Here is an 18,091-nt window from a genome sequence, read left to right on the forward strand (position 1 = left end):
ATAATGGACAAGAAAAGAGGTGGACGTCCACAATGGCTAAAAATACGCTGTTGGATATCAAACGCAATCTCGATGCACATATTGGTCAGAAAATTACGCTGCGGGCTAATGGTGGCCGCCGTAAGACGATTGAGCGTACGGGTGTATTGGAAGAAACGTACCCTTCTGTTTTTATTGTAAAGCTTGATGAGGAGCAGGAAACATTCAAGCGAGTATCTTACAGCTATGCGGATATACTTACGGAGTCTGTGGAAGTTATGGTCTTTGACCCAGGCAGCGAGACTAGCTCCTACATGGAGACGTAAGCATTGGTTTCAGGCGATTCGCTTTCACAGCGAATCGCCTTTTTATATTTTTTAGTACGAATGCAGCTTCTCCCAAGATTGAAACCATACATATGCAGGAATGACGATGGAATGCAGGCGGCATACTATTTGAACAGGTCAAGGAATGCGCCCGTTCGTTACGACGGGAAGCATGCACCAGAACCTGGGGATTAAACGATCCCGAATCAGAGGGACTCATTGTGACTTGATCAAGATCTGGAGGAGGATGGTTTATGAGTCGAAGAAGAAGTGTCATGTCGGAGGAACTGAAGTATGAGCTTGCGAAAGATCTGGGCTTCTACGACACTGTTCAGCAGGAAGGTTGGGGTGGGATCAAGGCCAAGGATGCGGGTAACATGGTGAAACGGGCAATTCAGATGGCAGAGCAGGCAGCGCGTAAATCATAGCTACAATTTAACCAGATTGGAGAGCGGGGCAATTCATCTTGAGACACCCCGCTTTTTCCCCCTAGATGCGGAATACAAATGACTTGACAGCCCCATTTTGATATAATATGTTAAGTTGTCTTAGGGAAAAGGTGAGGACGGGTGAACGTCTTGAAAATTTACGAAAAAGCGCCTGCTAAAATCAATTTGATGTTGGATGTTCTACATAAAAGAAGTGATGGATTTCATGAAGTTGAAATGATCATGACGATGGTTGATCTGGCCGATCGGCTTGAGATGTCAGAACTGCCACGAGATACCATTGTAATCTCCAGCCAGGCGGGTTATATTCCGCTGGATGAGAAGAATCTGGCCTTTCAGGCGGCGAGACTCATCAAGGAGCGTTACAGCGTACGTACGGGAGTTCATATTCATCTGGACAAAAAAATTCCGGTCGCTGCCGGTCTCGCCGGCGGCAGCAGTGATGCTGCCGCAGCGCTGCGAGGTCTGAATCGTCTATGGCGGCTGAATATACCGGATCAGGAATTGCAGGAACTTGGAGCAGAACTCGGCTCGGATGTACCGTTCTGTATTACAGGTGGAACTGCACTTGCAACAGGGCGGGGGGAGAAGTTAACTCCGATTCCTAATCCGCCGCAGTGTTGGGTTATTCTGGCGAAACCTCCAATCAATGTATCGACGGCTGATGTATATGGACGTTTTCGCAGTGACAAGATTGTTCGGCATCCAAGTGCAGTTAAAATGGAACAAGCCATTCGCAATCAATCCTTTACTGAGGTCTGCAGCCAGATGGGCAATGTGCTGGAGGATGTGACTTTGAAACTTTATCCTGAGGTACAGCATCTCAAAGATGCTATGATTCGTCTTGGCGCAGACGGCGTGTTGATGTCTGGCAGTGGTCCAACTGTATTTGGACTCGTGTCCAAGGAAGCCAAGGTTGCACGAATTTATAATGGGCTGCGGGGATTTTGCAAAGAAGTCTACGCTGTACGGATGTTAACGTAAATTTACTTTTATAATGTACAAACACGTATAAAGGTGGTATATTTTTAAATAATTATTCGGATTTGGATGTTTCCGTGATCGTGAGGATGGATCTCTGTGAAGAAGTTAAAACGAAGCGCAAGGCTGGTTGAAATGACGCAATACTTATTGTCCAGACCACATACGGTGATTCCGCTCACCACATTTGCCGAACGTTATGGTGCTGCCAAGTCATCCATTAGTGAGGATCTGGCTATTATCAAGGAAGTGTTCGAAGAAGGTGGGTCGGGAGAACTGCACACGCTGGCAGGTGCTGCGGGCGGAGTGAAGTGGATTCCGAAGGTGCCTGTTGAACATGCACTTGCTTTTGCTGAGCGGCTGTCAACCCAGCTCGCGCAGCCGGATCGGATTTTGCCAGGGGGATACCTGTACATGTCAGACCTTCTGGGACAGCCGGCTCTGATGAATGAAGCGGGTAAAATTTTTGCAACAGCTTTTGGCGATATGAACATTGATGTAGTCATGACGGTGGAAACCAAAGGAATCCCGCTTGCTTATGCTACCGGGGCCCAGCTCAACCTTCCTGTTGTACTTGTTCGCAGGGACCATCAGGCTACAGAAGGATCGGCCGTAAGTATTAATTATGTATCGGGGTCCCACAAAAGTCTGCATACGATGTCCCTATCCCGCCGGGCTATGAAAGAACATTCCCGGGTGCTGATCGTGGATGATTTCATGAAGGCCGGGGGTACTGTTCAGGGCATGATTGATCTGCTCGCGGAGTTTAATGCGACAGTGGCCGGAGTTGGTGTTTTGGTGGAGTCTGGTTCTGTAGATTCAGAGGAGCGTTTGCTGACGGATTACGTATCTCTCACGAAGCTGACAGCGGTTGATGCCAAGAGCAGACACATTTCTGTCTCGCCAGGTAACTATTTCAATCTGTAGAATCATGGCGAATAACATGTCGGGAAAGGTTCTTTTCCATCGACCTGGGACTAACATTGTCGAATTGTGTATTAAATAAAAAAATTCCTGAAATTAGGACATTTTTATGGTTATAAAAAGAAGGAGTTCGTATAGGCTGTGTGGAATTATACACCAAGTTCTGATGGAAAAAGGTGGTGAACACACACATGCAAATTACGGATGTCAGACTCCGCCGCGTTAACTCGGAAGGGAGAATGAAGGCTATCGCATCCATTACCATCGATAACGAATTCGTCGTTCATGACATTCGTGTCATCGATGGTAACAACGGAATGTTTGTTGCAATGCCGAGCAAGCGGACTCCTGACGGAGAGTTCCGTGACATCGCCCACCCGATCTCTTCCGGTACACGTGAGAAGATTCAGGCAGCAGTATTAACTGAATATGACCGTGCAGCAACTGAGGAAGAAGTCATTGAAGAAGGTGCCTGAGAACATTATTGGGGTTCGAAGGAAAAGAGAGCCATGTCTTATGGCTCTCTTTTCTTTTTGACCGGAATAAGATATATTCAGTATTGAGTTTATTCAAAGAGAACCGGAGCGCGTCATGCGTTCGGTTGCAGAGCGGCATCTTAGGAATCGTTGGGATTCAGTTAAGCTCACGAGTACACGGCGTCATATAACGGGTCATGAATTGTTCTTGATTTCGTTGTTACGCGTGATTACAGAGACAGCAGGCGATGAACAAGACCGGCATGGAGCCGGCTGAACGATGCCCATTGGATATATAAATGTGCAAACCATTCAATGGGATTTTCAGAACAGGAGGTCGTTAATTTTGAAACGCATGGCAATTGTTCTAGCCGCAGGGCAGGGCAAACGAATGAAATCTAAATTGTACAAAGTGCTGCATCCCGTATGCGGTAAACCTATGGTTGGACATGTGCTGGATGCAGCACTTCGCGCAGGTGTTGAACGCAGCGTGGTTGTTGTCGGACATGGGGCCGAAGCGGTGCAGTCATTTTTAGGTTCCAGAGCAGAATACGCACTTCAGGCAGAGCAGCTCGGTACAGGGCATGCTGTAAAACAAGTTAAATCCCTGCTTGGCAGTGAAACTGGATCAACAATTGTAGTTTGTGGTGACACACCTCTCGTTACCAGTGAAACGCTGGAAGGTCTGATGAAACTTCACGAGGAGAGTGGTGCAGCTGCAACAGTGCTCACAGCTCAGCTCGATAATCCGAAGGGATATGGACGTGTAATCCGCGGAGAAGACGGTTCTGTACAGCGGATCGTGGAGCAGAAGGATTGCACACCACAGGAAGACGCTGTGAAGGAAATCAATACAGGCACATACTGCTTTGATAATGCGAAGCTGTTTGCAGCATTGGAGAAGGTAACCAATCAGAATGCTCAGGGTGAGTATTATCTGACAGATGTGGTTGGCATTTTCAAAAGTGAGGGCGAGATTGTTGAGGCATACATGTCTGATGATATTGCAGAGTCTATTGGCGTTAATGACAGACTTGCACTTTCACAGGCAGAGGCATACATGCGTGAACGTCTGGCTGTCCGTCATATGTTGAACGGTGTAACCATCATCGATCCGTCATCGACATATATCGGGGCAGATGTTACGATTGGATCAGATACAGTATTGTATCCGGGAACCGTTCTTAAAGGTACTACTTCGATTGGTGAAGGGTGTCATATCGGGCCTCATACAGATATCGAAGACAGTATCATTCAAGATGGTGCCGTGATTAAACATTCGGTGCTGTCCAAGGCAGAAGTTGGCCCTGATGCAACCGTAGGTCCTTTCGCCAATCTGCGCCCGGGCACCAAGTTAGGCCGCAGCGTAAAAATTGGTGACTTTGTTGAAGTGAAAAATGCTACAATTGACGAAGGTTCCAAAGTGTCCCATCTTAGCTACATTGGGGATGCTCAGGTAGGGAAGAACGTAAATGTTGGATGCGGGGCAATAACCGTCAATTATGATGGATATAATAAGGCTGTAACAATCATTGAAGATGATGCCTTTGTAGGCAGTAATGTCAATTTGATTGCTCCGATTACGGTTGGAAAAGGCGCTTATGTCGTTGCAGGTTCCACCGTTACACATTCCGTTCCTGAGAATGATCTGGCGATTGCTCGTCCACGCCAGGAGAACAAAGCCGGTTATGCGGAAAAAATCCGCGGACGTGCTAAAGCCAAGAAACAAAATGCTAAACCCGAATAAGGGTTTTGATAACGAATTACCTCCCGCTTCCCGGGAGGTGCCGACATGTCGCAGACGCTTATAGATTCCAATGAACCAGCACGGAGGGTTTTTATTTTATGACTTATTTTGACTCGAAATTAAAAATATTTACTTGCAATTCTAACCCCAAGCTTGCTCATCAAATTGCTGATTATATCGGGATTCCTATGGGTGAATCTCATACAACCAGCTTTAGTGATGGCGAGATTCAAGTGAAACTCTCCGAGAGTGTTCGTGGCTGTCACGTTTATATCGTGCAGTCAACTTGCTTGCCGGTTAATGACAACCTGATGGAAATGCTCGTGATGATTGATGCATTGAAACGTGCATCGGCCAAAACAATTAACGTGGTTATTCCGTATTACGGTTATGCACGTCAAGATCGCAAAGCGCGTTCGCGTGACCCGATTACAGCCAAGCTGGTTGCTAACCTGATTGAAAAAGCAGGCGCAACTCGTGTTATTGCAATGGACCTGCATGCTATGCAGATTCAAGGTTTCTTCGACATTCCAGTCGATCATCTGCTGGGTGTGCCGATTCTGGCTCAATACTTCCGCTCGAAACAGATTGAAAATCCGGTTGTTGTGTCACCTGACCACGGTGGTGTGGTTCGTGCGCGTAAACTGGCTGATTTCCTGAATGCACCGCTTGCGATCATCGACAAACGTCGCCCTGAGCCAAATGTGAGCGAAGTCATGAATATTATCGGTAACATCGAAGGCAAAACAGCGATTTTGATTGATGACATCATTGACACTGCCGGAACGATTGTACTGGGAGCTAATGCTTTGATGGAAGGCGGCGTGAAAGAAGTATATGCATGCTGTACTCACCCGGTATTGTCTGGCCCTGCAATGGAACGTCTGGAGAATGCACCATTGAAGGAAGTCATCGTAACGGATACGATTCCAATTACACATGCGAATCCAACAAGCAAGCTTAAAGTGCTTTCTGTAGCGCCGCTGCTTGGGGAAGCCATCATCCGTGTTCATGAGGAATTGTCAATCAGCAAGCTGTTTGAAATTGAATAAGGATGTCTGCATAAAGTAGTAGAGGGGTTACGTCTTCCGGTTGAACGGAAAATGTAACCCCTGTCGGCGTGCCATTTTTAATCAGGATGAAAAAGGACGCCAGCGCATCAATAACCCGGGCGGGAAATAAAGCGAAAGCGTCGTCTGTGAAAGAGTGTATCAGCAATTTCGACAAATTGACTATCGAAACGGGTAACCAAGCCAATCTCGATATGGGTGTCACGGTCGTATACCTGTACAGGCACGTGATGTTCCAGATGATAAATAAAGTCACTATGTTGAGTCAGCTGTCCGTTATCTTCGCGCAAAACCCGCTCACCTTCCTAGGATGATAAATGTTCAATACGTACTTTCCTGATATTATATGAAATATAACTTTCGAAGTCTATGCCTCAACTTAAGCTGGCTGAAGGAGGGAATAAGATGAAGTGGATTGTCGGACTTGGGAATCCAGGCTCGAACTATGCCAAAACCCGGCATAATATCGGTTTTATGGCGCTGGATCGGATGGCAGAACGCCATAACATTTCGATCACACAGAACAAATGCAAAGCATTAATCGGAGAAGGCAATATTGGCGGCGTCAAAACGGTGCTGATTAAACCGATGACGTATATGAACCTTTCTGGTGAATCAGTTCGCGCGTATATGGACTTTTATAAAGTCAGTCTAGAGGACCTAATTGTCGTATATGACGATATGGATACAGAGATTGGCAGAGTTCGCTTGCGCTACCAGGGTAGTGCAGGTGGACATAATGGAATCAAGTCCATTATTCAGCATACAGGTACACAGCAGTTTAACCGAATTCGTATGGGCATATCCCGGCCTGATCCGGGACATGCCATTGTGGACTATGTCTTGTCTACGTTTATGAAGAAGGAAAAGGAAGCGCTGGAGCAGACAATCGAGCAGACATGTGATGCTTTGGAGCACAGCCTGACACATACATTTGAGCAAACTATGGCCAAATTCAACGGTTAATATGGCAGTATCACTGGAAAAAAGATTAATATGACGACTTTTATTCAGACAACCTGGGCATACTGGATGTATAAACCATGTTCAGGAGGCATAACTATGTCAGTGAATTATGTATGTCGGCATTGCCGTATCTTTATTGGACGAATCGATTCGGCTAAAATCACAGAAGCGCAGCTCGGTTTTCATTTCTTGACCCCCGACGAGCGGAGGGATATAATAGCGTATAATTCCGGTGGTGATGTGACCGTTCGGATCACATGTGATTACTGTAAGGAAGCGCTGGAACACAATCCCGAGCTGAGCCTGCTTGCTAATCCGCTTCAGTAATATCATCGTAAGCTGCGGACCAGCAGTGGCGACGTATCTACAAACATTTGAACAAATGACAGATGGGGCGGCCGCAGATACCGTGGTCCGCCTTTTATAGCCTTGGCAGCCTGCTGAGGCTTCTTTTCAGTTGGAACGAAAACAAGCTGGATGTACCCGGCTTCAGGATGAGCTGCATGAACAGATGTGGCAATGTTTTGAGTAATCCTTTATGATGAAACAGGACAAAAAGGAATAAGTATCCAATTTATAAAATTTCAACGTCCGTAAAGATGCTGCGCTTATGCGTGCAATAATCAAGAAAGTTATAAGAGAGGTGCCCCTTTTGTTACAAGCACTCATACAGGCTTTTTCCAAAGATCCGGACTTTGCGTCCATTACAGCCGGGGTTAAATCCGGCATGAAGGAGCAGTTGGTTTCGGGATTATCCGGTTCGGCTCGCCAGATTATGCTGGCGGCACTGCATCAGGAAATGGATCGTCCACTGCTCGTTGTGACACATAACATGTTTTCCGCACAAAAAATGGCAGAAGATTTACAGGAAGCGCTTTCACCGGATCGGGTTTTAATCTATCCAGCAAATGAACTTGTTGCGGCTGAGGCCGCGGTATCCAGTCCGGAGACACTTGCTCAACGCATAGAAGTATTGGTTCGCTGCGCCCAAGGGTTTAGGGGCGTCGTTGTCATTCCTTTTTCCGGGGTAAGACGTTATGTCCCCCTGCCGGAAGTGATGGCGAATGCACATATTCAGATTAAGCAGGGCAGCACGCTTCAGCTGGATTCATTCCTGCTGGAGATGGTGACGCTTGGTTATGAGCGTGTGGAGCGCGTTGAATCGCGGGGTGAAATGAGCGTACGCGGAGGCATTATCGACTTCTATCCAGTAACTTCATCAATTGCCTACCGGATAGAGTTATTTGATGACGAAATCGATTCAATTCGCACATTTGATCCGGCAGATCAGCGCTCCATTGAACGGATAGAAGAAATTACAGTGCTGCCGTGCAAAGAGTTGATTGCTGATCGCGAACGTATGGAGAAGGCAGCCGATACGGCAGCACTTCTGCTTGAGCAGCAGTTGGAGAAAATGACAGATCGTCAGGCGAAGCTGCGTCTGCGCGAAGAGATGCACCGAGAGGTCGAGCTGCTGCGTCAGCATGTTTATTTCTCGGAGATGTATAAATATATCTCCCCGCTTTATCCGGAAAATAAAACGATATACGACTATATGCCGGAAGATACAATTCTGGTGATGGATGAGCCTGCGAGGCTGTCGGAGACATCCAAACAGCTGGATCGAGATGAGTCAGAATGGAACCTGCACCTGATGCAGAATGGAAAAACACTGCCAGATCTGCCGCTGTCAGCGGATGGGGATGATCTGCTCTATGAACGTCCATTCCAGACGATCTTTATGTCGATCTTCCTGCGTCAGGTGCCGCATACGCAGCCGCAGAACATTCTGAACTTTATCAGCCGGGGTATGCAGGATTTCCACGGACAGATGAATGTGCTCAAGGCCGAGATGGAACGCTGGCAGAAGGCCGGAGTTCAGGTGCTGATGCTGGCGAACGGTGAAGAACGTATGGATCGGATGCGTCGTGTACTGCAGGATTACGACATCCCTGAGCCGGAGATGCTGAATGGTAACCTCCAGACCGGTTTCGAGATGCCTTCCATTCATTTGGCGGTGATCACGGAAGGTGAGATGTTCTCGCAGAAGCAGCGCAAAGCCCGCAAGCCGATTCGAAACATCGACAATGCCGAGCGTATTAAATCCTACAGTGAACTGAAAGTGGGCGATTACGTTGTTCACCAAAACCACGGGATTGGTAAATACCTTGGAATTGGCACGCTCGAAGTCGCTGGTATTCACAAAGACTACATGCATATTCTGTATGCAGGCGGCGACAAATTGTCTGTTCCCATTGAACAAATTGACCTGATTCAAAAGTATGTCGGTTCCGAAGAGAAAGAGCCGAAAATATACAAGCTGGGCGGCAATGAATGGACTCGTGTCAAAAATAAAGTTCGTTCATCCGTTCAGGATATCGCTGACGATCTGATCAAGCTTTATGCAGAACGTCAAACGTCCAAAGGTTATGGATTCGATAAAGATTCCGCAGAGCAGCAGGAATTTGAAGATATGTTCCCTTACGATGAGACACGGGATCAGATGCGTGCAATTGAAGAAATCAAAAAAGATATGGAACAAAACCGTCCGATGGATCGTTTATTGTGTGGAGACGTTGGATACGGTAAGACAGAAGTGGCTATTCGGGCTGCATTCAAAGCAGCAATTGAGGGCAAACAGGTGGCGGTGCTGGTTCCGACCACGATTTTGGCTCAGCAGCACTATGAAACATTCCGCGAGCGTTTCTCTGGTTACCCGTTTAACATCCATGTCCTTAGCCGATTCCGTTCCCGTAAGGAACAGAATGAGACAGCGAAAGGGATCAAAGCCGGTACAGTGGACATCGTTATTGGTACACACCGCTTGTTGTCACAGGATCTAGTGTTTAAAGACCTGGGACTGCTTATTGTCGATGAGGAGCAGCGTTTTGGTGTAACACATAAAGAAAAGCTCAAAAAACTTAAAACGAATGTAGACGTGTTAACTCTTACAGCAACACCGATTCCGCGTACACTTCACATGTCCATGCTGGGGGTACGTGACCTGTCGGTTATTGAGACACCGCCCGAGAATCGTTTCCCTGTTCAGACGTATGTGGTGGAACACAGTCAGGCGCTTGTTCGTGAAGCAATTGAACGCGAGCTGGCCCGCGGCGGTCAGGTGTATTATCTTTACAACCGAGTGCAGGGCATTCAGGAGATGGCTGCTGAAATATCGGAGCTGGTGCCGGAAGCCAAAGTGGGCGTAGGACACGGTCAGATGACAGAAACCGAGCTGGAGAAGACGATTCTCGACTTCCTGGACGGAGAGTATGATGTACTGGTGAGCACCAGCATTATCGAGACAGGTGTGGATATTCCGAATGTAAACACACTGATCGTGCATGATGCGGACAAAATGGGACTTTCCCAATTGTACCAGCTGCGTGGACGGGTAGGCCGGTCAAACCGGATTGCCTACGCGTATTTCACGTACCAACGGGATAAAGTGCTGACGGAAGTTGCCGAGAAACGTCTGCAGTCCATTAAAGAATTTACCGAGCTCGGCTCAGGTTTCAAAATCGCGATGCGTGACTTGTCCATCCGTGGGGCGGGCAACCTGCTGGGAGCAGAGCAGCACGGCTTTATTGCCTCCGTCGGGTTCGATCTGTATTCACAGATGCTGGCAGAGGAGATCAACAAACGTAAAGTGACGATGCTTGGTGAGGAGCCAGTTCCTTCCGATCAATGGAACACAACGCTCGACCTGAGTATGGATGCCTACTTGCCATCAGATTATATTTATGACAGTATTCAGAAGATTGAGATTTATAAAAAGGTAGCCGTCATTGCATCCTTTGAAGATGCGATGGAACTGGAAGACGAACTAGTTGATCGGTTCGGTGATCTGCCTGAAGCTGTAATCAATTTGATGGCGGTGGCTCGCCTTAAAGTGTATGGGAAAATCTATGGAATTGAGTCCATTACTCAGCGTGGAGACGACCTTACTGTGAAATTTTATGAAGGACGTGAGCATGCGTTCGAACTCTCTAAAATTGCACACATTGGAAATCAGTTCGAAAGACGTGTACAATTTGAACAAGGACCCCAAATGCTGATTCATGTCAAAGGCAGGGGGCTTGGGGATAAGCAGCTGATGGAGCTGGTAGAAAAATTTCTGGAGTCCATGAAAACTGCTTTTAAATCAAAGGGGGAACTAAAAGATGTTAGCAAAGTATAAAAAAGTGGGAAAAGTGCTGTCTGTAGGTATGGTGGCAGTACTGTCCCTGTCCCTGCTTGCTGCATGCGGCAAGAAGGAAGAAGCGAAAGCACCGGAATCAAAAGATAACAGTGCTGTAGTCGCTACTTATGATGGCGGTACAATTACAGCGAATGAATTCGATATGGAGCAGCGTGTCATGAAATTCCTGTATCCTGAATATGCGCAGATGATGGATATGGATGATTTCAAGGAATACCTGGTGAAGCAGGAGATTGCTTATGAATATTTGAGCGGCAAGGCAAGTGATGAAGCAAAAACCGCTGGTGCCAAAACAGCTGCAGAGCAATTCGACAAGATGAAAGCTCAAGTGAAGGAAGACCAGTGGAAGGAAATGCTGAAAACACAAAACCTGACAGATCAAAACATTAAAGACTACATGACCCGTATTATGACGGTAATCAAAGATAAAGAAACCGGTGTAACAGAAGACGCGATGAAGGCAGAATTTGAGAAAAACAAAGACCAGTTTACAACGGCTTCTGTACGTCACGTTTTAATTGGATTTACCGACTCAAAAACCAAGAAAGAACGTAAAAAAGAAGATGCCCTGAAATTGGCAAAAGAAGTAAAAGCAAAACTTGATGGTGGAGCTGATTTCGCTGCCGTTGTAAAAGAATATTCAGATGATACCAACTCTGTTGCAGATGGAGGATTATTTAAAGATGCTCCGGTAGCTAATTGGGTAGATTCCTTCAAGGAAGCTGCGAAAACATTGCCGCTCAATAAGATCAGTGATCCAGTGGAATCCCAGTTTGGGTATCACATTATAAAAGTGGAGTCCCGTACAGATGCAGATTACTCCAAGTTAACAGCTGAGCAAAAAGAAACGCTGAAAAGCCAATTGGCTGCGGGTCAAATCGATACATTTATGCAAAAAGATCTGGAGAAAATCATCAAAGAAGTAAAACTTCCTAAAACGGATAAAAAAGAGGAAGGTACTAAAGAAGGTACAACGGGAACTGGCACAGAGGGCACAAAAACAGATGAATCCAAAACAGATTCCAAAGGTACAGATACGAAGACTGATCAAGGTACAACAGGAACAGACAAAGATGCAAAAACCGAAGAAGGTACAAGCAGTAAATAATTTATATAACAGTGATGCTGACAGGTGCTGCAGCGAAACCTCAGGAGTTTGCTCATACGGTTAGATCACGATTTATATGGACAACCTTAACGAAGCACGGGAAGAACTACGGTTCTTTCTGCTGCTTCGTTTTGCTTACATGAGTGTGGTGTTGTTTACGTTTGCTTTTCGTAAAAGATAATCAACTATATTCTGCAAAGCATGTATAAGGATATGGGAACAGATGAATACTATGGTCAAGAAATCACACTAAACGTTCTGGGACTTTCCTCTACCCAATAAGGAACAGTAGTTGAAAAATCTTCTCGAGAAAGTGGGGCAACATGTCAAATGAAAGCTACTGGTATTGTCCGCCGTATAGATGACCTGGGTCGTGTGGTCATTCCTAAAGAAATCCGTCGTACGTTACGTATTCGTGAAGGGGACCCGCTTGAAATTTTTGTGGACCGCGACGGAGAAGTTATTCTTAAAAAATATTCACCGATTGGCGAGCTTGGTGATTTTGCTAAAGAATATGCCGAATCCCTGTATGAGAGTACAGGTCATGTGACGATGATTTCTGACCGTGATACCATTATCACGGTGGCAGGTGGTTCCAAGAAGGAGTACCTGGATAAACAGGTAGGAAGCCTTGTGGAGAGCTGCATGGAAAATCGGAAGACGATTATGGAAACAGCAAACGGTACCTATGAGCTTAGCAAAGATCATGACGAGACGTTATCCTCTTTTGTTATCGCGCCAATTATCTCTGGTGGTGATCCCATCGGAACCGTTATTATGTTCAACAAGGATGAATCCGTGAAGATGTCTCAGATGGAAACCAAAATGGCTGAGACGGCGGCAGGTTTCCTTGGGAAGCAGATGGAACAATAAACAGCAGATGGACTCCTGTGGGCCTGAACCGGGCATACGGGAGTTTTTGCTTTTACATATAAGTTGAACTATAGGTGTTTACACAAGTACTCCGATGACAGAATAACCTGGAGAGCAGCGGTTATCCCCGGATTTTTTGTTTTTAAAAAGGGAAACTCCGGTGATAAAGGCGAAGCCTAGGCTTTCGATGGAGCTTTCTTGCAGAAAGCTTTCAGGCGACCGCTCCGCTTTTTCAGGTTTTTCTGTCCTCTGCGTTAAAGTGTAAAGAATATTCCAACTTACGTAGAGTGGGGTAGATAGGAAGAGGCTTTGATTTGGTCACAAAATGTGATCAAATGAAGTTCGTGTGTGTATCTTCAGGCAAGTATAATAGCAAAGGGAGCTTATGCTTCATCTGAATGCTAAGGTACGCATAGGAGGAAATATATGAAACAGCCGTCTTCGTCTTCAGGCACAAAGCTGCTGCAGGGTGCTTTTATCCTTGGGCTTGCTGCCATTATCTCTAAAATCATTGGTGCTTTTCAGAAGATTCCACTGCAAAATCTCGGAGGAGACGGTGTTTTTGGCATCTACAATACGGTGTATCCGCTATATATGCTTATTATTACGCTGGCTGCAGCTGGACTGCCGTTAGCTGTATCCAAATTTGTAGCAGAGCAGCATGCACTGGGCAGACCCGAGGAGAGCCGCAGAATTATACGATTATCATCACTGCTGCTCGCGGGACTTGGACTGTTCACAGCGGTAGTGATGTACGTCAGTGCATCTTGGGTCGCAGACCTCATTGGCAATCAGCATGTGGCCCCTTCCATCCGGGCAGCGTCTTTAGCTTTGTTATTTGTGCCGCTGATGACAGGCCTGCGCGGCTACTTCCAGGGCATGCAGCAGATGCTGCCTACAGCAATGTCGCAAGTGATTGAACAGGCCGTTCGGGTTACGGTTATGATTGTGGTGTTATTGTGGCTGATTCAGCAGCATGCTTCGCTGGAAATGGTCGCTGCTGGTGCCATGTTGGGTTCTGTCGCAGGAGGATGTGCGGGACTTGCGGTGATGCTGGGATATGTATACCGACATCGGCGGAATGAACGGACAAGGCTTCTGTTCGATGGGGCGGTGCGGCATGAAGAAGAGCGAGAGATCAAGAGTGAGAAAGTACGTGGAGAGGTCTTGTATGCTGAGCCGGAGCAGCCGGGTGATATTAGCCAGTCTAGACAGTCCACGGATGCTTCAAGAAATATAGGAAGCACGTATAGAGCAAGTCCCGAAGAAAAGGTACATCATAAAGATGCATTGGAGCAGGGTGTACAAGCTTTGGAGGTCAAGCGCTCTAACGGGGAGTGGATACGCACGTTGCTGATTTATGCCATTCCAGTGTGTCTTGGATCACTCGCGGTGCCCCTGATGAATCTGGTGGACACCTTTACGGTTCCGCGTCTGCTGCGCGGCGAAGGGCTGGACGAGGTGCAGACGATGGTATCGTTCGGCATCTATAACCGCGGCCTGCCGCTGGTACAGCTGGTAACGATGCTTGCCACGTCACTATCGGTGCTGTTTATCCCGGCAATGGCCGAAGCGCGTCTGAAGGGCGGGCCAGAAGCCGTCAGGCAGCAGGCAGGCTTGGCGCTGCGCTGGTTCTGGCTGATCGGTCTGGCAGCATCCGCAGGTCTTGCGGTTCTGGCAGATCCGATTAACCGCATGCTGTACGGGGATGCCGCAGGCACCGAAGCATTGCGGTACATGGCGCTGACGGCAGCAGGCAGCACCGTCAGCATTATTGCGGCGGCGCTGCTGCAGGGCCTCGGCGCCGTGCGCGCTCCCGCGTTCAGCATGTTGGCCGCCGCAGGCGTCAAGGCGCTGCTGAACGTGATGTTTGTGCCGGCGCTGGGCATCAGCGGCGCGGCTCTTGCAGGTGCAGCCGCCTATATGCTGGCGGCTGGCCTGAATGTGGCGCTGCTGGCGCGGCTCACCGCCATGCGCCCTGCCCCTGGCGCCGTCCTGGCAAAGCCGGCGCTGGTGATCGCCGCCATGAGCCTGGCGGCGCTGGGCACAGCCTTGGCCGCCGAAGCGGTACTCGGCGGCTTGGGCATCGCAGCTGCCCATCGGCTGGCTGCGATGGGCGTGAGCCTGCTGGGCATAGCCGCAGGCGCAGCCGTGTTTGTGGTGGCCGCGGCCCGCACGGGGCTGCTGACCGCAGCAGAGCTGGCGGCCCTGCCGAAACTGGGGCCGCGCCTGGCCAAGCTGCTGCGCAGACTGCTTGTGCTGCGCTAGCCCAAGCACCACAGGCGAGCCTGCGGCGTATAGTCGCTCGCATCAACTATTCATGCTGTTGCAGATAAGTACAAATTTCGCAGCAGGCTGCGATGAACCTGTGACGTTAAACCAAGGCAATTATAGGATAGCGACAGAATCTGGTATAATACGTGTAATTATAGAGTGACATCCTGCCAGATAAGGCAAAAGGTTCTTATGTACATAGGGATTTTTTGTGCTGTATGGTGAGGCAGCCTTAAGGGCAGGATGATTCGGATGGAGGTTTAAGCGCAATGAGTGCAGCTTTGACAATAGTAGGTCTGGGGTCTGGTGATGCAGACCAACTGACATTAGGTATTATTAAAAAAATGAAACATGCGGCTGTATTGTATGTGCGCACATTGGATCATCCCGTATTAACTGATCTGAAGCAGGAGGGACTGGAAATGACGTCTTTTGACGCCATCTATGAGGCAAAAGCCTCCTTTCCCGAGGTTTACGATGAGATTGCCAACCAATTGATTGAGGCTGCTCGTAAAGGGGAGGCAGGTACCGAGATAGTCTACGCTGTCCCGGGCCATCCAATGGTGGCGGAAGCGAGTGTACGTCTGCTGAAGGAACGCTGTCCGCAGCAGGGCATTTCCCTGCGGATCATGGGTGGAGAGAGCTTCTTGGATGAGGCCTTTATCCGACTTGGCTTTGATCCCATTGAAGGTTTTCAACTGCTGGATGCCAGCAGTCTGAATCCTGAATTGGTACAGCCGCAGCTGCATACGCTGATTGGACAAGTTTACGATGGTTTCACGGCTTCGGATGTGAAGCTGTGTTTGATGGAGGTTTATCCGGATGATTATCCGGTGTTTGTTGGCCATGCACTCGGTGTGCAGGGGCAGGAAGTCATTCATAAGGTGCCGCTGCATGAACTGGACCGCACCCCTGGTTATGGTAACCTTTCGTTGATTTATGTACCCAAAAATACAGATGATGCGCTTCGCCGCCGCTCTTTCGCGCGTCTGCACGAGATTGTGAATATTCTCCGAAGCCCAGGCGGCTGTCCGTGGGATCAGGAGCAGACACATCAGTCCATTCGTAAAAACCTGATCGAAGAAACATACGAAGTGATTGAAACCATCGATGAGGATGACCCAGATCATATGAAAGAAGAGCTGGGCGATCTGCTGCTGCAGATTATGCTGCACTCTCAGATGGAGGAAGAGATCGGCACATTCAACGTTTATGATGTCATTGAGGGACTGAACGACAAGCTGATCTTCCGTCATCCGCACGTATTTGGCGAGAATCAGGCTGAAGATGCGAATGAAGCCCTGCAGAACTGGGAACAGATGAAGGCAGAGGAGAAAAGGCGCAAAGGTGAGGACGTGCAGAAAAAATCTGTACTGGATGGCGTGCCGCGCGACTTGCCTGCACTTATGAAAGGTTATAAACTTCAGAAGAAAGCAGCCAAAGTTGGCTTTGACTGGGATGACGTAGAGGGCGTCTTTGCTAAGATTGAGGAAGAACTGGCCGAACTGAAAGAAGCAGTGCAGCAGGGCCATGATGCGGAAGAACGTAAGCTGGAGCTCGGTGATGTCTTGTTTGCTGCGGCCAATGTGGCCCGCTTTATTGATACAGACCCGGAAGAGGCTCTTGCCGCGACAAACCGCAAGTTTGTGGCAAGGTTCCAGTACATTGAGGATCGGCTGCGTGAACAGGGCAGAACACCTGCGGAAAGTTCGGTTGAAGAGATGGAGCAGTTCTGGCAGCAGGCAAAGAAGGCAGGGCTTTAATTTTACTGATTTGTAAAAATACCCAAAGGCCTTATTCCATCAGGCTGGACAGTATGTTATGATGATACGAACATGTGTTCATAAACGCTTGGAGTCTGGTGTTTAATGAGATATCGTTTCGGGTACTGGACTTAGATGACTCACTGCAGTGCAGCGGCAAAAGCTAAAAAAAGTCGCAGGTCAAGGCAGGAATTCAGCATGCAAGCCAGAATACATGTGTAGTAACCTTGCGAGAAATGACTTGGTTAAAGGATGAAAGCCAGGGCTCGCAGATACTTTTTTTTCAATTTGGGAGGCTTTTAACATGAACAAAACAGACCTGATCAACAACATTTCAAACAAAAGCGGTTTGACAAAGAAAGATGTCGAGTCCGTATTGAATGGCTTTTTAGGAGAAATTACAGATGCACTTGCGAGCGGAGACAAAGTACAATTGATCGGCTTTGGCACTTTTGAGACCCGCAAACGTTCCGGTCGTACCGGACGCAACCCGCAAACAGGGAATGAGATCGTGATTCCTGAGTCCACTGTTCCTGCATTCAAAGCAGGTAACAAACTTAAAGAAGCTGTAAAATAATGCGTCTTGATAAATTCCTGAAGGTATCTCGGCTGATCAAACGCCGTACGGTAGCCAAAGACGTTTCCGAACAGGGACGTGTTCTGGTGAACGGACGGGAAGCCAAGCCCAGCGCTGCTGTTAAGGTTGGCGATGAGCTCACGGTTCAGTTCGGTCAGAAGCTCGTCACTGTTAAGGTAGAGCGTCTTGCCGAGAGCACCAAGAAGGATGAGGCGAGCAGCCTCTATACCTTGGTTAAGGAAGAGCCGATCGCCAAGGATAACGGGATGGACTGGTAACAGTTCTTCCGATACATTTTTATCTAGATATCATTAAATGAAGCGCCTTCCCGATTAAGGGAGGGCGTTTTTTTATGCTGTATTCAGAGAGAAATAATA

General features: G+C 47.9%; 17 protein-coding genes. 16 read left to right on the forward strand and 1 reads right to left on the reverse strand.

What is annotated here, in order from left to right; all coding sequences use genetic code 11:
- Window positions 1-32: 32 nt before the first annotated feature.
- From MKY97_RS00160 to MKY97_RS00190, 7 genes are all read left to right on the forward strand, one after another.
- Window positions 33-305, forward strand: a complete 273-nt coding sequence (locus MKY97_RS00160; protein ID WP_342553595.1) for a Veg family protein — start codon at window positions 33-35, stop codon at window positions 303-305.
- A gap of 254 nt (window positions 306-559) precedes the next feature.
- The gene (locus tag MKY97_RS00165) at window positions 560-733 is read left to right on the forward strand and encodes a small, acid-soluble spore protein, alpha/beta type (protein WP_342553596.1); all 174 of its coding nucleotides are present in this window, start codon (window positions 560-562) and stop codon (window positions 731-733) included.
- 150 nt (window positions 734-883) lie between these two features.
- Window positions 884-1,738 (forward strand): 4-(cytidine 5'-diphospho)-2-C-methyl-D-erythritol kinase, encoded by an 855-nt coding sequence (gene ispE / locus MKY97_RS00170; protein ID WP_342553597.1) that lies wholly within the window; start codon window positions 884-886, stop codon window positions 1,736-1,738.
- 96 nt (window positions 1,739-1,834) lie between these two features.
- A complete protein-coding gene (gene purR, locus MKY97_RS00175; protein ID WP_342553598.1) occupies window positions 1,835-2,662 on the forward strand; it encodes a pur operon repressor in 828 nt (275 codons plus the stop codon).
- Window positions 2,663-2,850: 188 nt separating this feature from the next.
- Window positions 2,851-3,135 (forward strand): septation regulator SpoVG, encoded by a 285-nt coding sequence (gene spoVG / locus MKY97_RS00180; RefSeq protein WP_017691372.1) that lies wholly within the window; start codon window positions 2,851-2,853, stop codon window positions 3,133-3,135.
- 346 nt (window positions 3,136-3,481) lie between these two features.
- Entirely contained in the window at window positions 3,482-4,882 is a 1,401-nt protein-coding gene (glmU, locus tag MKY97_RS00185; protein WP_342553599.1) for a bifunctional UDP-N-acetylglucosamine diphosphorylase/glucosamine-1-phosphate N-acetyltransferase GlmU, read from the forward strand.
- Between the two features lie 98 nt (window positions 4,883-4,980).
- Entirely contained in the window at window positions 4,981-5,934 is a 954-nt protein-coding gene (locus tag MKY97_RS00190) for a ribose-phosphate diphosphokinase (RefSeq protein WP_017691370.1), read from the forward strand.
- A 107-nt stretch (window positions 5,935-6,041) separates the two neighbouring features.
- Here the strand turns inward: MKY97_RS00190 and MKY97_RS00195 are convergent, their stop codons facing one another.
- Window positions 6,042-6,242, reverse strand: a complete 201-nt coding sequence (locus tag MKY97_RS00195) for a hypothetical protein (protein ID WP_342553600.1) — start codon at window positions 6,240-6,242, stop codon at window positions 6,042-6,044.
- A gap of 115 nt (window positions 6,243-6,357) precedes the next feature.
- On the opposite strand from MKY97_RS00195, the gene pth reads away from it, so the two are divergent.
- From pth to MKY97_RS00240, 9 genes are all read left to right on the forward strand, one after another.
- Window positions 6,358-6,918, forward strand: coding sequence for an aminoacyl-tRNA hydrolase (gene pth / locus MKY97_RS00200; RefSeq protein WP_342553601.1), 561 nt, complete (start codon window positions 6,358-6,360; stop codon window positions 6,916-6,918).
- 96 nt (window positions 6,919-7,014) lie between these two features.
- Window positions 7,015-7,245 carry an anti-sigma-F factor Fin family protein gene (locus MKY97_RS00205; protein ID WP_342553602.1) on the forward strand — a complete coding sequence of 77 codons (231 nt, stop codon included), beginning with the start codon at window positions 7,015-7,017 and terminating at the stop codon, window positions 7,243-7,245.
- A 325-nt stretch (window positions 7,246-7,570) separates the two neighbouring features.
- Complete coding sequence (mfd, locus tag MKY97_RS00210) at window positions 7,571-11,098, forward strand: transcription-repair coupling factor (RefSeq protein ID WP_342553603.1); 3,528 nt, start codon at window positions 7,571-7,573, stop codon at window positions 11,096-11,098.
- A complete protein-coding gene (locus MKY97_RS00215) occupies window positions 11,082-12,227 on the forward strand; it encodes a peptidylprolyl isomerase (protein ID WP_342553604.1) in 1,146 nt (381 codons plus the stop codon). Before mfd ends, MKY97_RS00215 begins: the two co-directional genes overlap by 17 nt.
- A 330-nt stretch (window positions 12,228-12,557) precedes the next feature.
- Window positions 12,558-13,100, forward strand: a complete 543-nt coding sequence (spoVT, locus tag MKY97_RS00220; protein ID WP_342553605.1) for a stage V sporulation protein T — start codon at window positions 12,558-12,560, stop codon at window positions 13,098-13,100.
- Between the two features lie 426 nt (window positions 13,101-13,526).
- The gene (locus tag MKY97_RS00225; RefSeq protein WP_342553606.1) at window positions 13,527-15,368 is read left to right on the forward strand and encodes a polysaccharide biosynthesis protein; all 1,842 of its coding nucleotides are present in this window, start codon (window positions 13,527-13,529) and stop codon (window positions 15,366-15,368) included.
- A gap of 275 nt (window positions 15,369-15,643) precedes the next feature.
- Window positions 15,644-17,137, forward strand: a complete 1,494-nt coding sequence (gene mazG / locus MKY97_RS00230) for a nucleoside triphosphate pyrophosphohydrolase (protein WP_342553607.1) — start codon at window positions 15,644-15,646, stop codon at window positions 17,135-17,137.
- Window positions 17,138-17,441: 304 nt separating this feature from the next.
- Window positions 17,442-17,714, forward strand: coding sequence for an HU family DNA-binding protein (locus tag MKY97_RS00235; RefSeq protein WP_090924617.1), 273 nt, complete (start codon window positions 17,442-17,444; stop codon window positions 17,712-17,714).
- Complete coding sequence (locus MKY97_RS00240; protein ID WP_090924618.1) at window positions 17,714-17,992, forward strand: RNA-binding S4 domain-containing protein; 279 nt, start codon at window positions 17,714-17,716, stop codon at window positions 17,990-17,992. The genes MKY97_RS00235 and MKY97_RS00240 overlap by 1 nt, the downstream gene beginning before the upstream one ends.
- Window positions 17,993-18,091: the final 99 nt, after the last annotated feature.

The sequence above is a fragment of the Paenibacillus sp. FSL R7-0652 genome (genome assembly GCF_038595045.1).
Lineage (GTDB): Bacteria > Bacillota > Bacilli > Paenibacillales > Paenibacillaceae > Paenibacillus.

Bases quoted from the DNA above. Each gene is read 5' to 3' on its own strand.
- MKY97_RS00160 (WP_342553595.1), top strand. From the start codon at position 33: ATGGCTAAAAATACGCTGTTGGATATCAAACGCAATCTCGATGCACAT.
- MKY97_RS00165 (WP_342553596.1), top strand. From the start codon at position 560: ATGAGTCGAAGAAGAAGTGTCATGTCGGAGGAACTGAAGTATGAGCTT.
- spoVG (WP_017691372.1), top strand. From the start codon at position 2,851: ATGCAAATTACGGATGTCAGACTCCGCCGCGTTAACTCGGAAGGGAGA.
- MKY97_RS00190 (WP_017691370.1), top strand. From the start codon at position 4,981: ATGACTTATTTTGACTCGAAATTAAAAATATTTACTTGCAATTCTAAC.
- pth (WP_342553601.1), top strand. From the start codon at position 6,358: ATGAAGTGGATTGTCGGACTTGGGAATCCAGGCTCGAACTATGCCAAA.
- MKY97_RS00205 (WP_342553602.1), top strand. From the start codon at position 7,015: ATGTCAGTGAATTATGTATGTCGGCATTGCCGTATCTTTATTGGACGA.
- MKY97_RS00215 (WP_342553604.1), top strand. From the start codon at position 11,082: ATGTTAGCAAAGTATAAAAAAGTGGGAAAAGTGCTGTCTGTAGGTATG.
- spoVT (WP_342553605.1), top strand. From the start codon at position 12,558: ATGAAAGCTACTGGTATTGTCCGCCGTATAGATGACCTGGGTCGTGTG.
- MKY97_RS00225 (WP_342553606.1), top strand. From the start codon at position 13,527: ATGAAACAGCCGTCTTCGTCTTCAGGCACAAAGCTGCTGCAGGGTGCT.
- mazG (WP_342553607.1), top strand. From the start codon at position 15,644: ATGAGTGCAGCTTTGACAATAGTAGGTCTGGGGTCTGGTGATGCAGAC.
- MKY97_RS00235 (WP_090924617.1), top strand. From the start codon at position 17,442: ATGAACAAAACAGACCTGATCAACAACATTTCAAACAAAAGCGGTTTG.
- MKY97_RS00240 (WP_090924618.1), top strand. From the start codon at position 17,714: ATGCGTCTTGATAAATTCCTGAAGGTATCTCGGCTGATCAAACGCCGT.